Source organism: Isoptericola chiayiensis, assembly GCF_013149805.1.
Classification (GTDB): domain Bacteria; phylum Actinomycetota; class Actinomycetes; order Actinomycetales; family Cellulomonadaceae; genus Isoptericola; species Isoptericola chiayiensis.
In genome coordinates, this window is record NZ_JABEZT010000003.1 from 290,312 (window position 1) to 307,204 (window position 16,893).

The 16,893-nt window shown below is 74.3% G+C and carries 15 protein-coding genes; 11 read left to right on the forward strand and 4 right to left on the reverse strand.

What is annotated here, in order from left to right; translation table 11 throughout:
• The first annotated feature begins 125 nt into the window (after positions 1–125).
• Together HDG68_RS07645 and HDG68_RS07650 are read left to right on the forward strand one after the other, a co-directional pair.
• Entirely contained in the window at positions 126–446 is a 321-nt protein-coding gene (locus HDG68_RS07645) for an STAS domain-containing protein (RefSeq protein ID WP_343037478.1), read from the forward strand.
• A 13-nt stretch (positions 447–459) separates the two neighbouring features.
• Positions 460–900 (forward strand): ATP-binding protein, encoded by a 441-nt coding sequence (locus HDG68_RS07650; protein WP_216648147.1) that lies wholly within the window; start codon positions 460–462, stop codon positions 898–900.
• On the opposite strand, the gene HDG68_RS07655 is transcribed toward HDG68_RS07650, so the two are convergent.
• Positions 901–3,153, reverse strand: coding sequence for a SpoIIE family protein phosphatase (locus HDG68_RS07655; protein WP_172150808.1), 2,253 nt, complete (start codon positions 3,151–3,153; stop codon positions 901–903). It abuts the gene before it with no gap.
• A gap of 87 nt (positions 3,154–3,240) precedes the next feature.
• Positions 3,241–3,666 (reverse strand): VOC family protein, encoded by a 426-nt coding sequence (locus HDG68_RS07660; RefSeq protein ID WP_172150809.1) that lies wholly within the window; start codon positions 3,664–3,666, stop codon positions 3,241–3,243.
• Positions 3,667–3,735: 69 nt separating this feature from the next.
• Here HDG68_RS07660 and HDG68_RS07665 point away from each other — a divergent pair, with 69 nt between their 5' ends.
• Complete coding sequence (locus HDG68_RS07665) at positions 3,736–4,320, forward strand: TetR family transcriptional regulator (RefSeq protein WP_172150810.1); 585 nt, start codon at positions 3,736–3,738, stop codon at positions 4,318–4,320.
• 17 nt (positions 4,321–4,337) lie between these two features.
• Here HDG68_RS07665 and HDG68_RS16700 read toward each other — a convergent pair whose 3' ends face one another.
• Positions 4,338–4,760 carry an AbrB/MazE/SpoVT family DNA-binding domain-containing protein gene (locus tag HDG68_RS16700; protein ID WP_216648148.1) on the reverse strand — a complete coding sequence of 141 codons (423 nt, stop codon included), beginning with the start codon at positions 4,758–4,760 and terminating at the stop codon, positions 4,338–4,340.
• 190 nt (positions 4,761–4,950) lie between these two features.
• On the opposite strand from HDG68_RS16700, the gene HDG68_RS07675 reads away from it, so the two are divergent.
• The 7 genes from HDG68_RS07675 to HDG68_RS07705 are packed head-to-tail and all read left to right on the forward strand — an operon-like array spanning position 4,951 to position 12,015.
• The gene (locus tag HDG68_RS07675) at positions 4,951–6,192 is read left to right on the forward strand and encodes an inositol-3-phosphate synthase (RefSeq protein ID WP_172150811.1); all 1,242 of its coding nucleotides are present in this window, start codon (positions 4,951–4,953) and stop codon (positions 6,190–6,192) included.
• Positions 6,189–7,040 carry an SCO3242 family prenyltransferase gene (locus HDG68_RS07680; RefSeq protein ID WP_172150813.1) on the forward strand — a complete coding sequence of 284 codons (852 nt, stop codon included), beginning with the start codon at positions 6,189–6,191 and terminating at the stop codon, positions 7,038–7,040. Before HDG68_RS07675 ends, HDG68_RS07680 begins: the two co-directional genes overlap by 4 nt.
• The gene (locus HDG68_RS07685; protein ID WP_172150815.1) at positions 7,037–7,936 is read left to right on the forward strand and encodes a TIM barrel protein; all 900 of its coding nucleotides are present in this window, start codon (positions 7,037–7,039) and stop codon (positions 7,934–7,936) included. The genes HDG68_RS07680 and HDG68_RS07685 overlap by 4 nt, the downstream gene beginning before the upstream one ends.
• A complete protein-coding gene (locus HDG68_RS07690; protein WP_172150817.1) occupies positions 7,933–8,550 on the forward strand; it encodes an EboA domain-containing protein in 618 nt (205 codons plus the stop codon). Before HDG68_RS07685 ends, HDG68_RS07690 begins: the two co-directional genes overlap by 4 nt.
• 44 nt (positions 8,551–8,594) lie before the next feature.
• On the forward strand, positions 8,595–9,464 hold the full coding sequence (locus HDG68_RS07695) for a TatD family hydrolase (RefSeq protein WP_172150818.1): 870 nt from the start codon (positions 8,595–8,597) through the stop codon (positions 9,462–9,464).
• Between the two features lie 2 nt (positions 9,465–9,466).
• Entirely contained in the window at positions 9,467–10,645 is a 1,179-nt protein-coding gene (gene eboE / locus HDG68_RS07700; RefSeq protein ID WP_172150820.1) for a metabolite traffic protein EboE, read from the forward strand.
• Between the two features lie 5 nt (positions 10,646–10,650).
• Complete coding sequence (locus tag HDG68_RS07705) at positions 10,651–12,015, forward strand: alkaline phosphatase family protein (RefSeq protein ID WP_172151382.1); 1,365 nt, start codon at positions 10,651–10,653, stop codon at positions 12,013–12,015.
• Here the strand turns inward: HDG68_RS07705 and HDG68_RS07710 are convergent.
• On the reverse strand, positions 11,984–13,174 hold the full coding sequence (locus HDG68_RS07710; RefSeq protein WP_172150822.1) for an ROK family transcriptional regulator: 1,191 nt from the start codon (positions 13,172–13,174) through the stop codon (positions 11,984–11,986). The genes HDG68_RS07705 and HDG68_RS07710 overlap by 32 nt on opposite strands.
• A gap of 402 nt (positions 13,175–13,576) precedes the next feature.
• Here HDG68_RS07710 and HDG68_RS07715 point away from each other — a divergent pair, with 402 nt between their 5' ends.
• Positions 13,577–16,888 carry a PQQ-dependent sugar dehydrogenase gene (locus HDG68_RS07715; RefSeq protein WP_343037479.1) on the forward strand — a complete coding sequence of 1,104 codons (3,312 nt, stop codon included), beginning with the start codon at positions 13,577–13,579 and terminating at the stop codon, positions 16,886–16,888.
• Positions 16,889–16,893 lie beyond the last annotated feature (5 nt).

Genomic DNA, 16,893 nt, shown 5'->3' on the forward strand with positions numbered 1-16,893 from the left:
ACGTCGCACGTCGGCGCCGCGATTCCCGCACGCCGCGTCGGCGCGGTGCTGCGCCGCGCGGAGGCATCGGGCACTATGAGTCTTCGGTCGCGGAGAAGACGCGACCCACGGAACGTCTTGCGAGGGTGACAGTGAAGGATGACAAGAACCACGGCGGGGTCCGGATCGACCCCGACCGTGCCCACTGGACCATGTGGGGAGAGGTCGACGCCGCGGTGCAGGCCCGTGACTCGGGCCGGCTGGCGGCCCACCTCCGCGGTCGGGTTGACGAGACCCTGACGGTCGACCTCGAGCAGGTGACGTTCATCGACTCCGGCGGGCTGCGGCTGCTCTACCACGCCGCCGAGACCACGGCGTCGCCCCCGGTGCTCGTCCGGACCCCGACCAAGGTCCGCGACCTGCTCCGACTGACCGGCGTGGACACGATGTTCGTCCTCGCGGACTGAAGGAGGCGAGAACGTGGACCTGAGGATCACCGCAGCGCCGGCCCCGGACGGATTCCACGAGGTGCGGTCCTGGCCGCTGCTCACGCTCGACCAGCTCGCGCTGCTCCGGAACGACCTGGGAGCGGCACTCCCCGCCGGCGGGGACAACCTCGAGGACGTGCCCGAGTGCGTCCTGCTCGTCGCCAGCGAGCTGGCCACCAACGCGATCGAGCACGGGGGCGGACCGGCGACGGTCCGGCTGCTCGCGCGCGACGGCGAGTACCTCCTCGACGTCGCCGACCGCTCACCGCAGCACCGCCCGCAGATCTCCAGCACACCGGGGGGCGACGGCGGGTTCGGCCTGATGCTCGCCGCTCGGCTGGCCGACGCGGTGGGCTGGTACGCGACGCGGGCGGGCAAGCACGTGTGGGCCCGGTTCGTCGTGCAGAACGACGCCCCGCCGCTGCCCGCCTGATCAGGCCCGGCGCACGACGACGACCGTCGCGTCGTCGTCCGACGCCGGGTCGCGCACGGCGGCCACGAGCGCGGCGGCGCCGGTCACGATGCCGGTCGCCCGCCGCAGGCGTTCGAGGGAGTCGACGATCGACTCCTCGCGCCGCTCCACGAGCCCGTCGCTGAACAGCACGAGACCGCCGCCGGGCTCGACCTGCAGCGTCCCGGAACGGTTGGTGCGCCGGCCCACGCCCAGCGGGGGCGTGCCGAGCATCGCGGCGAGCACGCCGCCGTCGGGCCCGACGACGACGGGCGGCGGGTGGCCCGCGGTCACGTACTCACCGGCTCCCGTGGCCGGGTCGACGACGGCGACCACGAGCGTGGCGACCTGCCCCGGCATCGTGGAGCGCAGCAGCTGGTCGACCTGCTCGACGGCGCGCACGGCAGGGCTGCCGGTCAGCAGGAGAGCCCGCAGGGCGTTGCGGAGCTGCCCCATCGTGGCGGCGGCCGACAGGCCGTGGCCGCTGACGTCCCCGACCACCGCGGCCAGGCGACCGTCGTCGAGCACCAGCGCGTCGTACCAGTCGCCGCCGGCCAGGCCCCCGCCGGTCGGCTCGTAGACGGCGTCGATCTCCCAGCCGTCGACCTGCGGCAGCGCGGTGGGCAGCAGGCTGCGCTGCAGCGTCGCCGCGGCGCGGATGTCCCGGCGGCCGCGCAGCAGCAGACCCTCGGCCAGGTAGGAGCGCAGCGACGTCGCGACGTCCACCTGGTCGTCGGTCCACGGCTCGCTGGTGCCGCGGACGATCTCGCGCCAGCGCGCGAACGACTTGCGGGGCGACAGCCGCACCGTGTCGCCCTCGCGCCGCGCAATGGCCTTGTTGCGGGGGTCGCCGCCCCAGTCGACGCTCTGCACGACCTCGCGCCGCAGCCACACGGTGACCGCGCCGTCCGGGACGACGAGGGCGAGTAGGCCCGCCGCGTCGGGGACGATCCGTGCCAGCTCGGGCTCTTCCTCGGCCAGCCGGTCGGTCACGAGCACCTCGACGTCCAGCTCGGCGAGGGCCCGCGCCAGCCGCAGGCACGTCTCCTCGGCGGGGACGTCCCCGAGCCGGCCCACCCGGTGCTCGGCGGCCACGAAGGCGCCGTCGGCGTCCACCAGGTCCAGCAGGCCCGGCGTGCCGGTCAGGGCGTCCGTCAACGGGGCGTCGTCGTCGCGCGTCGCCGCCACGAGCCGGGCCAGCACGCCGGCCGAGCGTCGTGCCGCGGAGGCGCGGTCGTCCTCGGCCTGCGTGACCAGCCGGGCCGACAGCGTCGAGCCGAGGAACTCCGCGGCGGCCCGGGCGGCGTACGACGGCGCGTGCGCGCCCGAGTAGTGGTGGCAGGCGATCAGGCCCCACAGCCGCCCGTCGCGCAGCAGCGAGATGGACATGGAGGCGCCGACGCCCATGTTCTGCAGGTACTCGACGTGGATCGGCGAGACGCTGCGCAGCGTGCCGTAGGTGAGGTCCAGGGGCGCACCGCCGACCGGGTCGTCGGTCGGCACGACGGGGACGGGCCGGTAGTCCACGTCGGAGATGAGGCGGATCCAGTTCTTCTCGTACAGCGCCCGGGCCTGCGGCGGGATGTCGGACGCCGGGTAGTGCAGCCCCAGGAAGGGGTTGAGGTCCTCCCTCCGGGCTTCCGCCGCGACCTCGCCGTTGTAGTCGGCGTCGAACCGGTAGAGCATCACGCGGTCGAACCCGGTGAGCTCGCGCACACGTTCGACGGCGACGTCGTAGAGCTCCTGCAGGGAGGTGGCCCGGTCGAGCTGCGTCAGGGCGTCGCGCACCGGCTCGTAGGTGCTGGTGTAGCTCAGGGCCGCGTGCCCGGAGAACGGTTCGAGCTCGACGACGAGCACGGCCGGGCGGGTCGCCGTGGCGGAGCCCGGGGCGTGGTGCAGCACCGCCTCGAAGCGTTCGGCGGTGCCGCCCACGGGGATCGTGACCTCGACCGGGTTGCGCAGTCGCGGGTCGTCCACGGCGGCGACGTGGTCGAGGAGGGTGCGTGCCGCGTCGGTGCCGATCACGTGGCCGAGCGGCGCCCCCAGGACGCCGTCGGGACCGGTGCCGAGCACGTCGGCGACGTTCTCCGAGCACTGGGTCACCACGGCGTCGTCGGTGCGCAGCGCGAGGAGCAGCCCGCGCGGCTGGATCCGGCCGGGGATGTGGATGGGCTCGCGGGCGCAGTTGTCGAGGTCGACGGCCTCACCGGGCGCGAGGAACCCCTGCTCGGACACACCCACCTCCGCTGGAACGTTGATGGTGAGCAGGATACGGGTGACACGGGCACGCGACGAGCGGCAGCGCCGCGCGCTGGTGTGTCGTCAGTCGCTGTAGGCGGCGGCGAACTCGGCGCTCGGCGGGATCGGCTGGATGACGTCGACGAGCACGCCGTCCGGCGCCTCGACGATCACGTGTCGCTGGCCGAAGTCCTCGTCACGCAGCGGCACGATCTCGGTGCAACCGTGCTCCTCGACGAGCCGGCGGTGCACGGCGTCGACGTCGTCCACCTCGACGTTGATCAGGACGCCCCGCACCGGGTGCCCGAACCCGGCCGGGACCGTGGGGTGGTCGGGATCGAGCAGCGCCAGCTCGTGGTCGCCGTGGCGCAGGCTGACATACCAGTCGGTGGCGAACGTGGTGGTGAAGCCGAGCGCGTCGCGGTAGAAGTCGGCGGCGGCGGTGACGTCGCTGCTCATGAGCACGGGGTAGACGCTGGTGACGGCGGGCGTGGCCGGGGCGACGGACATGGTGCGCTCCTTGACGTACGGTGTGTATGTATAACCACGATACCTACAGTGCGTACGTAAGGAAACCCTGTGCCCCGAGCCTCCGCAGCGGACGCCGCCGAGACCGCCCGTCGCGTCCTCGCCGTCGCCACCGACCTGTTCGCCGAGCGGGGGTACGCGGGCGTCGCCCTCGACGACGTCGCCCGGGCCGCACGGGTGACCCGTGGCGCCGTCTATCACCACTACGGCAGCAAGGAGGGGCTCTTCCTCGCGGTCGCGGACGGCTTGCAGGCCGCGGTGGCGGCGCACCTCGTCGCAGTGGCCGACGACGGCGGACCCGACCCCCGCGCCCGGCTCCGGGCGGGCAGTCACGCCTTTCTCGACGCGATCACCGCACCCGGCACGGCGCGGGTCCTGCTCGTCGAGGCGCCCGCCGTGCTCGGCTGGCAGCGCTGGCGTGCGCAGGACGCCGAGGCGTCCGGGGTGCACCTGACCGAGGCGCTGGCCGACGTCGGCGTCGACCCGGCGCTGCGCGACGCGCTGTCCGCCCAGCTGTCCGGTGCGATGAACGAGGCGGCGCTGTGGTTGGCGGAACGCACCGACGATCCCGCGGCCCGTCCGGCCGCGCACGCCGCGCTCGACCGGCTGCTCGACGCCGCCGTCCCCACACCCTGATTGCCGCGGCGCCCCGATCAGGCTGGTCGACGAGCGAGGAAGTCCGGCCCGACCCGGCGCCCGCGGTCGAACCACGCGTCCCACCCGGACCCGGCGGGTTCGGTCGCCCGGGTGCTCCCCACGCCGCCGCGCACCCCGGCGAAGTGGCGGCTGATGCCGAACGCGGCGGCCAGGCCGGCCGCCACGGTCACCGCCGTCCCCAGGTTCGCGCCCGGCCGGAACCGTCCGACGCCGAGCAGGAGCGCGCCGCCGGCGACGGCGTTGAGCCCGCCCCAGACGATGTTCTCGGCGGGTGTGGAGTCCCCGACGCCCGGCGGGTCGGCGAACGGGCTGGGGAACGGCTCGCCCGACAGGCCGTGCACGGTGTGCGGCACGGCGTTGACCAGGAGCGCGGCTCCGGCGGCGTGGGCGACGGTGTGCCAGGGGGACGGTCGTGTCATGCGTCCACGCTACGCAACCCTCCGCGCTACGGGCGCAGAATCTGGCCCGATGTGCCCGGTATGCCCGACCGTGACACCCAGGAACTGCGCCCACAACGTACGGGGGACGGCTGCAGAAGGTCCCGACTAACGTTCTTGCACGTCGCGACATTTGCTTGACAGGAAGCAGAAGTGGCGTAGCGTGCGGACCATGGTTTCTGACGACGACGTCAACCGTCCCGAGCGACGCCTCGGCCTCTGGTTCATCGGCGCCCGCGGTTCGGTCGCCACTACCGCCACCGTCGGCGCGCTGGCCCTCGCCCGTGGCGAGGCACCGGTGACCGGCCTGGTCACCGAGCTGCCCGAGGTCGCCCGCGCCGGCCTCCCCGCCCTGGACACGCTCGTCGTGGGCGGCCACGACGTGTCCGGCAGCATGGTCGACCGGGCGCACGAGCTGGCCGCCTCCGGGGTGATCCCGCCGGCCACCGTCGCCGCCGTCGCCGACGACCTCGCCGCCGTCGACGCCCGGGTGCGTCCCGGCACCGACGGCACCGCCGACCGCGTCACCGTCGACCGCCTCGAGCAGGACCTGCGCGACTTCCGGGCCGCGCACCACCTCGACGACGTCGTGGTCGTCGACGTCTCCAGCACCGAGCCGCCCGCTCCCGAGGCGGACACCGTCGGCACGCTCGCCGAGCTCGAGTCGCTGCTCGACGCCGGCACCGCACCCCTGCCGGCCTCCTCGCTGTACGCCTACGCGGCCTTCCGTGCGGGTGCACCGTTCGTCGGGTTCACGCCGTCCACGGGGCCGCGCACGCCCGCGCTGGAGGAGCTCGCCAAGTCCCAGCACCTGCCCTGGGCCGGCCGGGACGGCAAGACCGGCGAGACGCTGCTCAAGACGACGCTCGCCCCGATGTTCGCCACACGGGCGCTGGCCGTGCGCTCCTGGTCGGCGTTCAACATCCTCGGCGGTGGCGACGGCCGCACCCTCGCCGACCCGGCGGCCGCCGCGAGCAAGACCGCGACCAAGGCGATGGCCGTGCAGGCCATCCTCGGCTACCCCGTCGAGGGGCCCGTCCGGATCGATCACGTGGCCGACATGGGGGACTGGAAGACGGCGTGGGACCACGTCACCTTCGACGGCTTCCTCGGCACGCGCATGCGGATGCAGGTCACCTGGGAGGGCTGCGACTCCGCCCTCGCGGCCCCGCTCGTCCTGGACCTCGCCCGGCTCGTCGCCCGCGCCCACGAGGCCGGGCTCTGCGGCCCGCTGGCCGAGCTCGGGTTCTTCTTCAAGGAGCCCCTCGGCGGTACCGAGCACGCCCTGGCCGACCAGTGGCAGACGCTGGTCCGCTGGTGCGCGGGCCTGGCTGCGCAGTCCGCCGCGCCGTCCGCCGCGCCGTCCGCCGCGACGCCCGCCGAGCCGTCGTCCGACGCCCCCGACCGCCCATGAGGTGGCGGGACCTCGCCGAGCTGGTCCGGGTGCCCGCGGCGCTGACCGTGCCCGGGGACACGCTGGCCGGTGCCGCGGCCGCGGGGTGGCCGTGCGGCCGCCGCACCGCCGCGCTGCCGGTCGCCTCGGCCTGCCTGTACTGGGCGGGCATGGCGCTCAACGACTGGGCCGACCGCGACCTCGACGCCGACGAGCGCCCCGAGCGCCCGATCCCGTCCGGTCGGGTCCGTCCCGACCAGGCCCTGGCCGTCGCGGGAGCGCTCACGACGGCTGGGCTGGCGGCCGCCGCCGTCGCCGGCCGCCGCCCGACCGCGATCGCCGCGGTGCTCGCCGGAGCCGTGTGGGCGTACGACGTCGTCGCCAAGCCGACGCCGTTCGGCCCCGTGGTCATGGCGTCCACCCGGTTCCTCGACGTGCTGATGGGCGGCGCGGGCCACCGCGCGGCCCTGGCCCCGGCGACGACGGTGGCCGCCCACGTCCTCGCGGTCACCCTGGTCAGCCGCGGCGAGGTGCACGGCACGACGTCGGACCTCGGCCGGGTGGCGGTGGCCACCACCGCCGGGGTCGGGCTGGCCGCGGCCGCCTCGGGGCGGGGCGCGCCGTCGACGCTGGTCACCGGGACAGCGCTCGCCGCGACCTTCGCGGGCACGGTGCTGCCGGCCCAGCTCGACGTCGTGCGCACCCCGGACGCGGCGACGGCCCGGCGGGCGACCGGCGTCGGACTGCGTGGTCTGGTCCCGCTGCAGGCCGCCCTCCTCGCCGGCCGGGGCGCCTACCGGGCCGCGGCCGGGGTGCTCGCCGCCGTCCCGCTGGCCCGCCTCGGCGCCCGGGTGGTGAGCTCGACGTGACCACCCTCGCCTACGGCACCAACGGGCTGGCCGACCACCGCCTCGCCGACGCCGTGCCCTACCTCGCCGACCTCGGCTACGGCGGCATCGCGCTCACGCTCGACCACATGCACCTGGACCCGCTGGCACCGGGCCTGGCCCGACGCACGGCCGACGTGGCCGCCCTGCTCGACCGGCACGGGTTCGGCGTCGTCGTCGAGACGGGCGCGCGCTACGTGCTCGACCCGCGGCGCAAGCACGAACCGACGCTGGTGTCCGACGTCGGACGCGAACGTCGTCTGCACCTGCTGCGGACCGCGGTGGACGTCGCGGCGGACCTCGGGGCCCCGGCGGTGCACCTGTGGTCCGGCGTGCTCCCGGCCGGCACCTCGGCGGCCACCGGCCACGACCGGGTGCTGGCCGGGCTGACCGAGCTGCTCCCGGTGGCCGACGCCGCGGGCGTCGACCTGGCCTTCGAGCCCGAGCCGGGGATGCTCGTCGAGCGCGTGGACGACGTGCTCGCCCTGCGGCGCGCGCTCGGCGACCCGGCGCGGCTGCGCCTCACCGTCGACGTCGGGCACCTGACCTGCGTGGAGGACGAGCCCGGGCCGGACGTGATCCGGCGGACGGGTGAGCACGTCGCCCACGTCCAGGTCGACGACATGGTCCGCGGCGTGCACGAGCACCTGGAGCTCGGGCAGGGGACCGTCGACCTGCCCGGCGTGCTGGCAGCGCTGGACGACGTCGGCTACGCCGGTCTGGCCGCCGTCGAGCTGCCGCGCCACTCCCACGCCGCCGCACGCGTCGCGGCCGAGAGCCTCGCCGCCCTGCGCGACGCCGCGGCCACCGCCGGGGTCCCGGTGCGGCCCGCGCCCGCTCCCGTCCCGACCGCGCCCACCCCGGAGGTCGCCCGATGACGCCCGACCCTGCCCCCACCGCCACCCGGGCCCGCCTCGCATCAGGCGCCGAGGCGCGGCTCGAGGAGCTGATCACCGAGGTCCGCCGGGACCCGGGCCGCCTGTCCCGAGCCGTCGCCCGAGCGGCGCGGGTCGTCGGTCGCGGACCCAACCCCGATGGGCACCGCGTCGAGGACGTCGCCCGCGCCCGGCTGGTCGCCGCGGCCGCGGAGGCGACCGGTCCGGCCGGTGCCTCCGCCGTCGTCGAGGACGCCTACCGCACCGGGGACGCCGACGAGCGCCGCGCCGTGCTCCTGGCCCTGCCCGACCTCGACCTCGCGGCCGCTGCGCTGCCGCTCGTCGAGGACGCGCTGCGGACCAACGACGCCCGGCTCGTCGCCGCCGCCATGGGCCCCTACGCGGCAGCCCACCTGCAGGCCGAGGCGTGGCGGCACGGCGTGCTCAAGTGCCTGTTCGTCGGCATCCCCCTGACGGCCGTCGCCGACCTGGAGCACCGCCGGGACGCCGAGCTCGACCGCATGGTGGCCGCCTACGCCGCCGAGCGGGAGGCCGCCGGCCGCGAGGTCCCCCCCGACGCCCGCGCCCTGCTGGACCGGACTCCCTCGAACCCCTGACCCGACGACGCCGCGACGACGCGGCCCGAGACGAGGAGGGTGCCGTGCGCATCTTCGACCCCCACATCCACATGACCTCCCGCACCACCGACGACTACGAGGCGATGCACGACGCCGGGGTGCGCGCCGTCGTCGAACCGGCGTTCTGGCTCGGCCAGCCCCGCACCTCGGTGGGCTCGTTCGTCGACTACTTCGACGGGCTGCTCGGCTGGGAACGGTTCCGCGCCGCCCAGCACGGGATCGCCCACCACGCCACCATCGCGCTGAACCCCAAGGAGGCCAACGACCCGCGCTGCCGCGGCGTCCTGGACCTGCTGCCCCGCTACCTGGAGAAGGACGGCGTCGTCGCCGTCGGCGAGGTCGGGTTCGACTCCATGACCCGCGAGGAGGAGGACGTGTTCGTCCGCCAGCTCGAGCTGGCCGGCGAGCACGACCTGCCCGTCCTGGTGCACACCCCGCACCGCGACAAGGCCGCCGGCACCCGACGCACCCTGGAGATCGTGGCGCAGGTCGGGATCGCTCCCGAGCGCGTCGTCGTGGACCACCTCAACGAGGTCACCGTGGACGTCGTCGACGACGCCGGCTGCTGGGCCGGGTTCTCCGTCTACCCCGACACCAAGATGGACGAGGCCCGCATGGTCCGGATCCTGCAGCGGCGCGGTCTCGAGCGCGTCATGATCAACTCCGCGGCCGACTGGGGCCGCTCCGACCCCCTCAAGACCTGGCGCACCGGCCAGGCGATGCTCGCCGCCGGGTTCACCGAGCACGACGTCGACCACGTCCTGTGGCGCAACCCCGTGGCGTTCTACGGCCAGAGCGGGCGGCTGCTGCTCGACGACGTCGACGCCGGCGCCGACTACGCGGGCAACACCCTGCAGCGCGGCGAACCCCTCACCCCGGCGGCGCAGGGCTGACCGTGCGGCTGCGACACCCCGACGGCACCGTCCTGCACGTCTCCTACGGCACCAACGTCCACCCCGCCCAGGACGTGACCGGGCTGCACGACCAGCTGCGCCGCTACGCCGGCCCGGTCCGACGTCGGCTCGGCATCGACCGGCTCGGGCTCGGGCTGTGGCTGCCCGCCCGCGCCGTCCACGAGCTCGCCGCCGACCCGCGGCAGACCGCCGCCCTGCGGACCGCCCTCGACGCGGGAGGCCTCGAGGTGGTGACCGTCAACGCGTTCCCGTACGGCGACTTCCACGCCCCCGTCGTCAAGAAGGCCGTCTACCGGCCCGACTGGACCCAGGACGCCCGCCTCGACTACACGCTCGACGCCGCCCGGGTGCTCGCCGGCCTCCTGCCCGACGACGTCACCACCGGCAGCATCAGCACCCTGCCCCTCGCCTGGCGCAGCCCGTGGGACGGCGGCCGCGCCGACGCCGCCCGCAAGCGCCTCGACCGGCTCACCCACGGGCTCGCCGACGTCGAGGCGACCACCGGGCGCCGCATCCGCGTCGCCGTCGAACCCGAGCCCGGATGCGTCGGCGAGACGGCCACCGGCCTGGTCGAGCACCTCGCCGACCTCGACGCCGCACGCCTCGGCGTCTGCCTCGACCTGTGCCACCTGGCCACCGAGTTCGAGGAGCCCGCCGCGGCGCTCGCCGCCGTGCAGGAGGCCGGCCTCGACGTCGTCAAGACGCAGGTCTCCGCCGCGCTGCACGCCCCCGACCCGGCCGACCCGGAGGCGCTCGCGGCGCTCGAGGAGTTCGTCGAGGGGCGGTTCCTGCACCAGACCCGGGTGCGGCGCGCGGGCGGGGTCGGACGCCGCGACGACCTGCCGGACGCGCTCGGCCGGGTCGACGACGTGCCCGCGCTGGACACCGACGGCCCCTGGCGGGTGCACGTGCACGTGCCGCTGCACGCGCAGCCGCGCCCGCCGCTGCGCAGCACCACGGACGTGCTCGACGACGCCCTCGACCGGCTGGTCGGCGGGGAGCGGCCGCTCGTGGAGCACCTGGAGACCGAGACGTACACGTGGTCGGTGCTGCCCGACCACCTGCGGCCCCGCGACGACGACGGACTGGTCGCCGGGATCGCCGCCGAGCTGGACTGGACCCGCCGCCGGCTCGTCGCACGAGGGATGGAGGCGCTGTGAACCGGATGCTGGTCCTCGACGTGGTGGGGCTGACGCCCCGCCTGCTGGAGCACATGCCCTACCTGCAGGCGGTGGCTCGCAGCGGGTGGCAGGCCGAGCTCGGCACGGTGCTGCCTGCGGTGACCTGCTCGGTGCAGTCCACGTTCCTGACGGGCACGATGCCGCGCGAGCACGGCATCGTGGGCAACGGCTGGTTCTTCCGGGACCTGGGCGAGCCGCTGCTGTGGCGCCAGCACCACCGCCTGGTGGCGGGGGAGAAGGTGTGGGAGACGATCCGCCGCGAGCGCCCGGACTACCGGGTGGCGAACGTGTGCTGGTGGTACGCGATGGGGTCGACGGCGGACACGACGGTCACGCCTCGGCCCGTGTACCACGCGGACGGCCGCAAGGACCCGGACTGCTGGACGTGGCCGCCGTCGTTGCACGACGAGCTGGAGGCCGAGCTCGGCCCGTTCCCCCTGTTCACGTACTGGGGTCCGACGGCGGGCATCGCGTCGTCGCGGTGGATCGTGGGGGCGGCACGTCGGCTGCTGCCGGAGCACGACATGACGCTGGTGTACGTGCCGCACCTGGACTACGACCTGCAGCGGTACGGGCCGGACGCCCCGGAGGCGGTGGCGGCGGCGCGGGAGCTGGACGGGGTGCTGGCGCCGCTGCTGGCGGACGCCGCGGCGTCCGGGACCACGGTGGTGGCGCTGAGCGAGTACGGGATCACGGCGGCGCGGCGTCCGGTGGACGTCAACCGGGCGCTGCGGCGGGCCGGGCTGCTGCACGTGCACACCAACGCGACCGGCGAGCTGCTGGACCCGTGGACGTCGCGGGCGTTCGCGGTGGCGGACCACCAGGTGGCGCACGTGTACGTCCACGATCCGCAGGACCTGGCGGAGGTCAGTGCGCTGCTGGCCGACCTGCCGGGGGTGGACGAGGTGCTGGACGCCGAGGGACGACGCCGGTACGGGCTGGACCACGACCGGGCCGGGGACCTGGTGCTGGTCGCGGAGCCGGACGCGTGGTTCACGTACTACTACTGGCTCGACGACGACCGCGCCCCGGACTTCGCCCGGTCGGTGGAGATCCACAAGAAGCCGGGGTTCGACCCGGCCGAGCTGTTCTGGGACCCGGCCGACCGGTGGGTCAAGCCCCGGGCGGGCCTGCACGTGCTGCGCAAGAAGCTGGGGATCCGCTCCACGCTGCGGGTGGTGCCGCTCGACCCGGCTCCGGTGGGCGGGACGCACGGGCGGCTGCCGGCGTCGCCCGAGGACGGGCCGGTGCTGCTGTGCTCCCGTCCGGACGGCGCGCGGGGGCGGCTGGAGGCGACGGAGGTGCGGGACCTGCTGCTCAGCCTGGTAGGGGAGCCGGTGCGGGCGTGAGGAAGCATCCGGGCCGGGCGAAGGCGTGCTCGATGGCCAGCCACGCGCCGCCCAGCGCTCCGCCGTGCGGGCCGGTGCGGCTGGTCATGACCCGCAGGTGCTGGGTGGCCAGCGGCAGGGAGCGTGCGTAGACGACCTCCCGGATCCCGGCGACGAGGTGCTCGCCCACCCGGGACATGGACCCGCCGACGACGATCGCGGACGGGTTGAGCAGGCTCACGCAGCTCGCGAGGACGGACCCGACGGACCGTCCGGCGTCGCGCACGGCGTGAGCCGCGACGGTGGAGCCTTCCCGGACGAGGCGGACGACGTCGTCGGTGGTCGCGGCCTCCAGCCCCTGCGCGGCGATCGCCCGGGCGACGGCGCCGCTGCCCGCGATCGCCTCGAGGCAGCCGGTGTTGCCGCAGGTGCACGGCACCGGGTCGCTGCCGGGGACGGCCACGTGACCCAGGTCCCCGGCGCTGCCCTGCGCGCCGCGGTAGATGTGCCCCTCGGCGACGATGCCGGCGCCGATGCCGGTGGCGACCTTGACGTAGAGCAGGTGGCCGACGTCGGGCAGCGCGCTCGAGTGCTCGGCGAGGGCCATGAGGTTGACGTCGTTGTCCACGAGCGTGGGAACGCTCCCAAGGCGAGCGCTGAGGTGGCCGGGCACGTCGTAGCCGTCCCAGCCGGGCATGATCGGCGGCTTCGTGGGCCGCCCGGTCGCGTGGTCCACGGGGCCGGGCAGGCCGACGCCGATGCCGACGAGCTCGTCCGGGCGGCGCCCTGCACGGCGCAGCAGACCCTCGAGGATCTCGGCGACCTGGTCGAGCACAGGTCCCGGGCCGTTGGCGATGCAGAGCTCGGTGCGGTGGTCCGCGAGCGGTTCCGCGGCGAGGTCGGTCACGGTGACCCGGGCGTGGGTGGCGCCCAGGTCGACGCCGGCCACGACGCGGACGGCCGGGTCGAACGTGAAGGTGGACGCGGGCCGCCCGCCGGTCGAGCCCGCATCGCCCGTGGGGGTGACCAGTCCGAGCGCGAGCAGGTCGTCGATGCGGTTGGTCATCGTGGAGCGCGACAGCCCGAACTCCCTGGCGAGCTCCGCCCGGGTGCGTGGGCGGCCGTCGCGCAGGGTGCTGAGCAGGGGGGCGATCTCCTCGGGCCCCGACGTCGCTGTCATGAGGTCAGTCAACCACGGTTCAGTCGGACGTCGACAGAAATACGTCCATGGACATACTTCTTTTGCTTGACGGATCACAGAAGTGCGTTACTGTCGTGCCCATGGTCGAAGAGGACCGCGCAGCGCAGGTGCTGCGACACGATCACGAGGGCGGGCCCACGGCCCGGCTCCTCGCACCGGGGTGCCCGGGCCGGCACCCCCTCGACGCCGACCCTCGGGAGCGCACGGCGTCCGCGTCGACGGGCGGGTCCGTCCCGTCGTCGACGCACCGTCCGGAACGTCGGGCCAGCCGACGTGCGGATGCATCACGGAAGAGGCCCCGCCGCGGGCCCGGATCCGTCGTGGCAGCGACGGGGGCGTGCGGCGGGGCACTCCTGCACCTCGACCGAAGGGAAGTGCACGGTGAATTCTAGGCGTTCACGGCTGGTCGCCGCTCTGGCGGCGACCTTCGCCCTGGCCCTACCAGCGGCGTCGGCCACCGCTCACGACGGTGTCGACCACGGGTCCGAGGAGGGCGCCGACGCGGCGCTCGACTGGTCCAACTACGAGAAGATCCTGCTCACCAAGAACACCGGTGAGCCCATCGCCATGGCCGTGATGCCCGACGGGTCGGTGCTGCACACCGCCCGCGACGGCGCGATCCGGCACACCGACCCCAGCACCGGCGTCACCGAGGTGGTCAACACCGTCGACGTCTACGCCAACTCCGAGGACGGCATGCAGGGCATCGCCCTGGCCCCGGACTTCGCCGAGTCGGGCTGGGTCTACCTGTACTACGCACCCCGCGTGATGGAGGGCGACTACCCCGAGACGACGCCGTCCGGGTCCGCGCCGAACTCGCTGCCCGAGGGCGAGGACGAGTCGTACTGGGACCAGTGGAAGGGCTACAACCAGCTCTCCCGCGTGCAGTGGGACGCCGACGCCGGCGCCCTCGACATGAGCACCGAGCAGGACATCCTGCAGGTCGAGGTCCAGCGCGGGCAGTGCTGCCACGTCGGCGGTGACATCGACTTCGACGCCGAGGGCAACGTCTACCTGTCCACCGGTGACAACACGCCGGCCGGCACCCCGGGCGCCAACGGGTTCGCCCCGATCAACAACGCACCCGGCATGAATCCCGGCTTCGACGCCCGCCGCGGCGCCGGCAGCACGAACGACCTGCGCGGCGCGATCCTGCGGGTCAGCGTCGAGGAGGACGGCAGCTACACGATCCCCGAGGGGAACCTGTTCGAGCCCGGCACCGAGGGGACGCGACCCGAGATTCTCGTCATGGGTCTGCGCAACCCGTTCCGCATCGACGTCGACGACGTCACCGGCGCGGTGAGCTGGGGCGACTACGGGCCCGACTCCGGCGTCGCGAGCGACGAGCGCGGCCCGATGGGCTACGTGGAGTGGCAGAGCACCACGCAGCCGCTCAACGGCGGGTGGCCGTACTGCCACGGACCCAACGCGAACTACAACGAGTGGGACTACGCCACGCAGACCCAGGGCCCCTGGTTCGACTGCGAGGCCGGCGCCGAGAACAACTCGACGTGGAACACGGGTCTCGACGTCCTGCCCCCGGCGACCGCGCCGCAGGTCTACTACGGCGACAACCCGGGCGACCAGCCGTTCGACGAGTTCGTCGAGTTCGACGCCCAGGGCGGTCAGGGACCGATGGGTGGACCCACGTTCGCCCACGACCCGGAGGGCCCGGACACGCAGTGGCCCGAGTACTGGGACGGCAAGGCGTTCTTCTACGAGTTCTCCCAGGACTACATCGCCGGCCTGACCATCCCGGACCGTGACGGCGAGGTCACCCACGTCGAGCACGTGCTGCCCAACGCCGCGCTGACCGACAACGTCCAGGCCATCACCGACGGTCCGATCGACATGGAGTTCGGTCCGGACGGGTCGCTCTACATCCTCGACTACGGCAACGGCTTCTTCCGGCAGAACCCGGAGGCGGGCCTGTACCGCGTCGACTACGCCGAGGGCAACAAGGCCCCGACCGCGGTGATCGCGGCCGACCCGATCTCCTCCTCCGAGGCGCCGCTGACGGTGACCCTCGACGGCTCGGGATCGAGCGACCCCGAGGGCGAAGAGCTCACCTACGAGTGGGACACCGACGGCGACGGCACGTTCGACGAGACCGGCGTCGAGGTCACCACGACCTACACCGAGCTCGGCCAGTACACCGCCCGGCTGCGGGTCACCGACCCGGCCGGCCGGATCGGCCTGACGTCGCAGCTCATCACCGTCGGCAACGTGGCACCCACCCTGACGGCCGACTACCCGGCGGACGGCTCGTTCTTCGCCTGGGGCGACGCCGTGCCGTACGCGTTCTCCACCTCCGACCCGGAGGACGGCGACGAGACGGACTGCTCGAACCTGTCCTGGACGTTCGGGCTGGGCCACGACACGCACGCCCACCCCGAGGTGCTCGGCAGCGGGTGCTCCGGCGCCTGGGTCACCCCGGCCGACGCCCCCGAGCACGGTGCGACCGAGAAGCTGTACGGCGTCGTCGTGGCGACCTACACCGACCAGGGCAACGGGGACATCCCGCCGGCCCAGGACGAGGTGTCGCTGCTGCTCAACACCTTCACCCAGGAGGCCGAGCACGCCGACACGCTCGAGGGTGTGGAGGTCGTCGAGGACTCCACCGCGGGCGCCCTGTCCAAGGTCGTGTCCTTCGACGCCGGTGACCACCTCGCCTGGGACCCGGTGAACTTCGCCGGGATCGAGGGCGTCGACGTCACCGGTGCCGGGACGGGCACCATCGCGCTGCGCTGGGGTGCCGCCGACGCCGAGCCGTTCGCCACGGCGGACCTCGACTCCGACGGCTGGTCCACGGTGACCGCGGACGTGTCCGCGTTCCCCGAGGGCACCGGCGAGCTGTTCGTCACCTCCACCGGTGGCGTGGAGCTGGACACCCTCGTGTTCGACGGTCCGGGCGTCACCGACGTCACCCCGCCCGAGGCGAGCCACACGCTCGACCCGGCCGAGCCGACCGGCGAGAACGGCTGGTACACCGGCGAGGTGGACGTGGAGGTCTCCGGTACCGACGACGGTGAGATCGGCGACGCCGAGGTCTCCACCGACGGCGGGGAGACCTGGCAGAGCCTGAGCCACCCGTGGTTCGGCATCCAGCCCCTCACCCTCTCCGAGGACGGGGTGCACGAGGTGCTCTACCGCGTCACCGACACCGGCGGCAACGTCTCCGAGGTCGGCGAGGTGACCGTGTCCATCGACGCCACGGCCCCCGAGATCACGGTGACCGGGGTCGCCGACGGCGACGAGGTCGGTTCCTCCCAGGTCCTCGACCTGGGTGTCGAGGCCACGGACGCCACCTCCGGCGTCGCGTCGTCGAGCCTGACGCTCGACGGCGAGACCGTGGAGGCGGGCGAGATCGACCTGTGGACGATCGAGCTCGGCGAGCACCAGGTCGTGGCGACCGCCACCGACGAGGCGGGGAACACGACCGAGTCGACGGTGACGTTCACCGTCACCACCTCGGCCGAGGACCTCGCCGCGCACCTCGAGCGCCTCGAGGACGCCGGGGAGCTCTCGAGCTCCGAGTCGGCACGCCTGAACGCCTACCTCGGCCAGGCGGAGCGGCACGCCGACGCCGGCCGCGACCGGCAGGCCACCGCCGCGCTCGAGCGCTTCATCGGCGCGACCGACGAGGACGTGCTCGTCCGCGACGCCGAGGCGCTGATCGACCAGCTCGGCTGACAGAC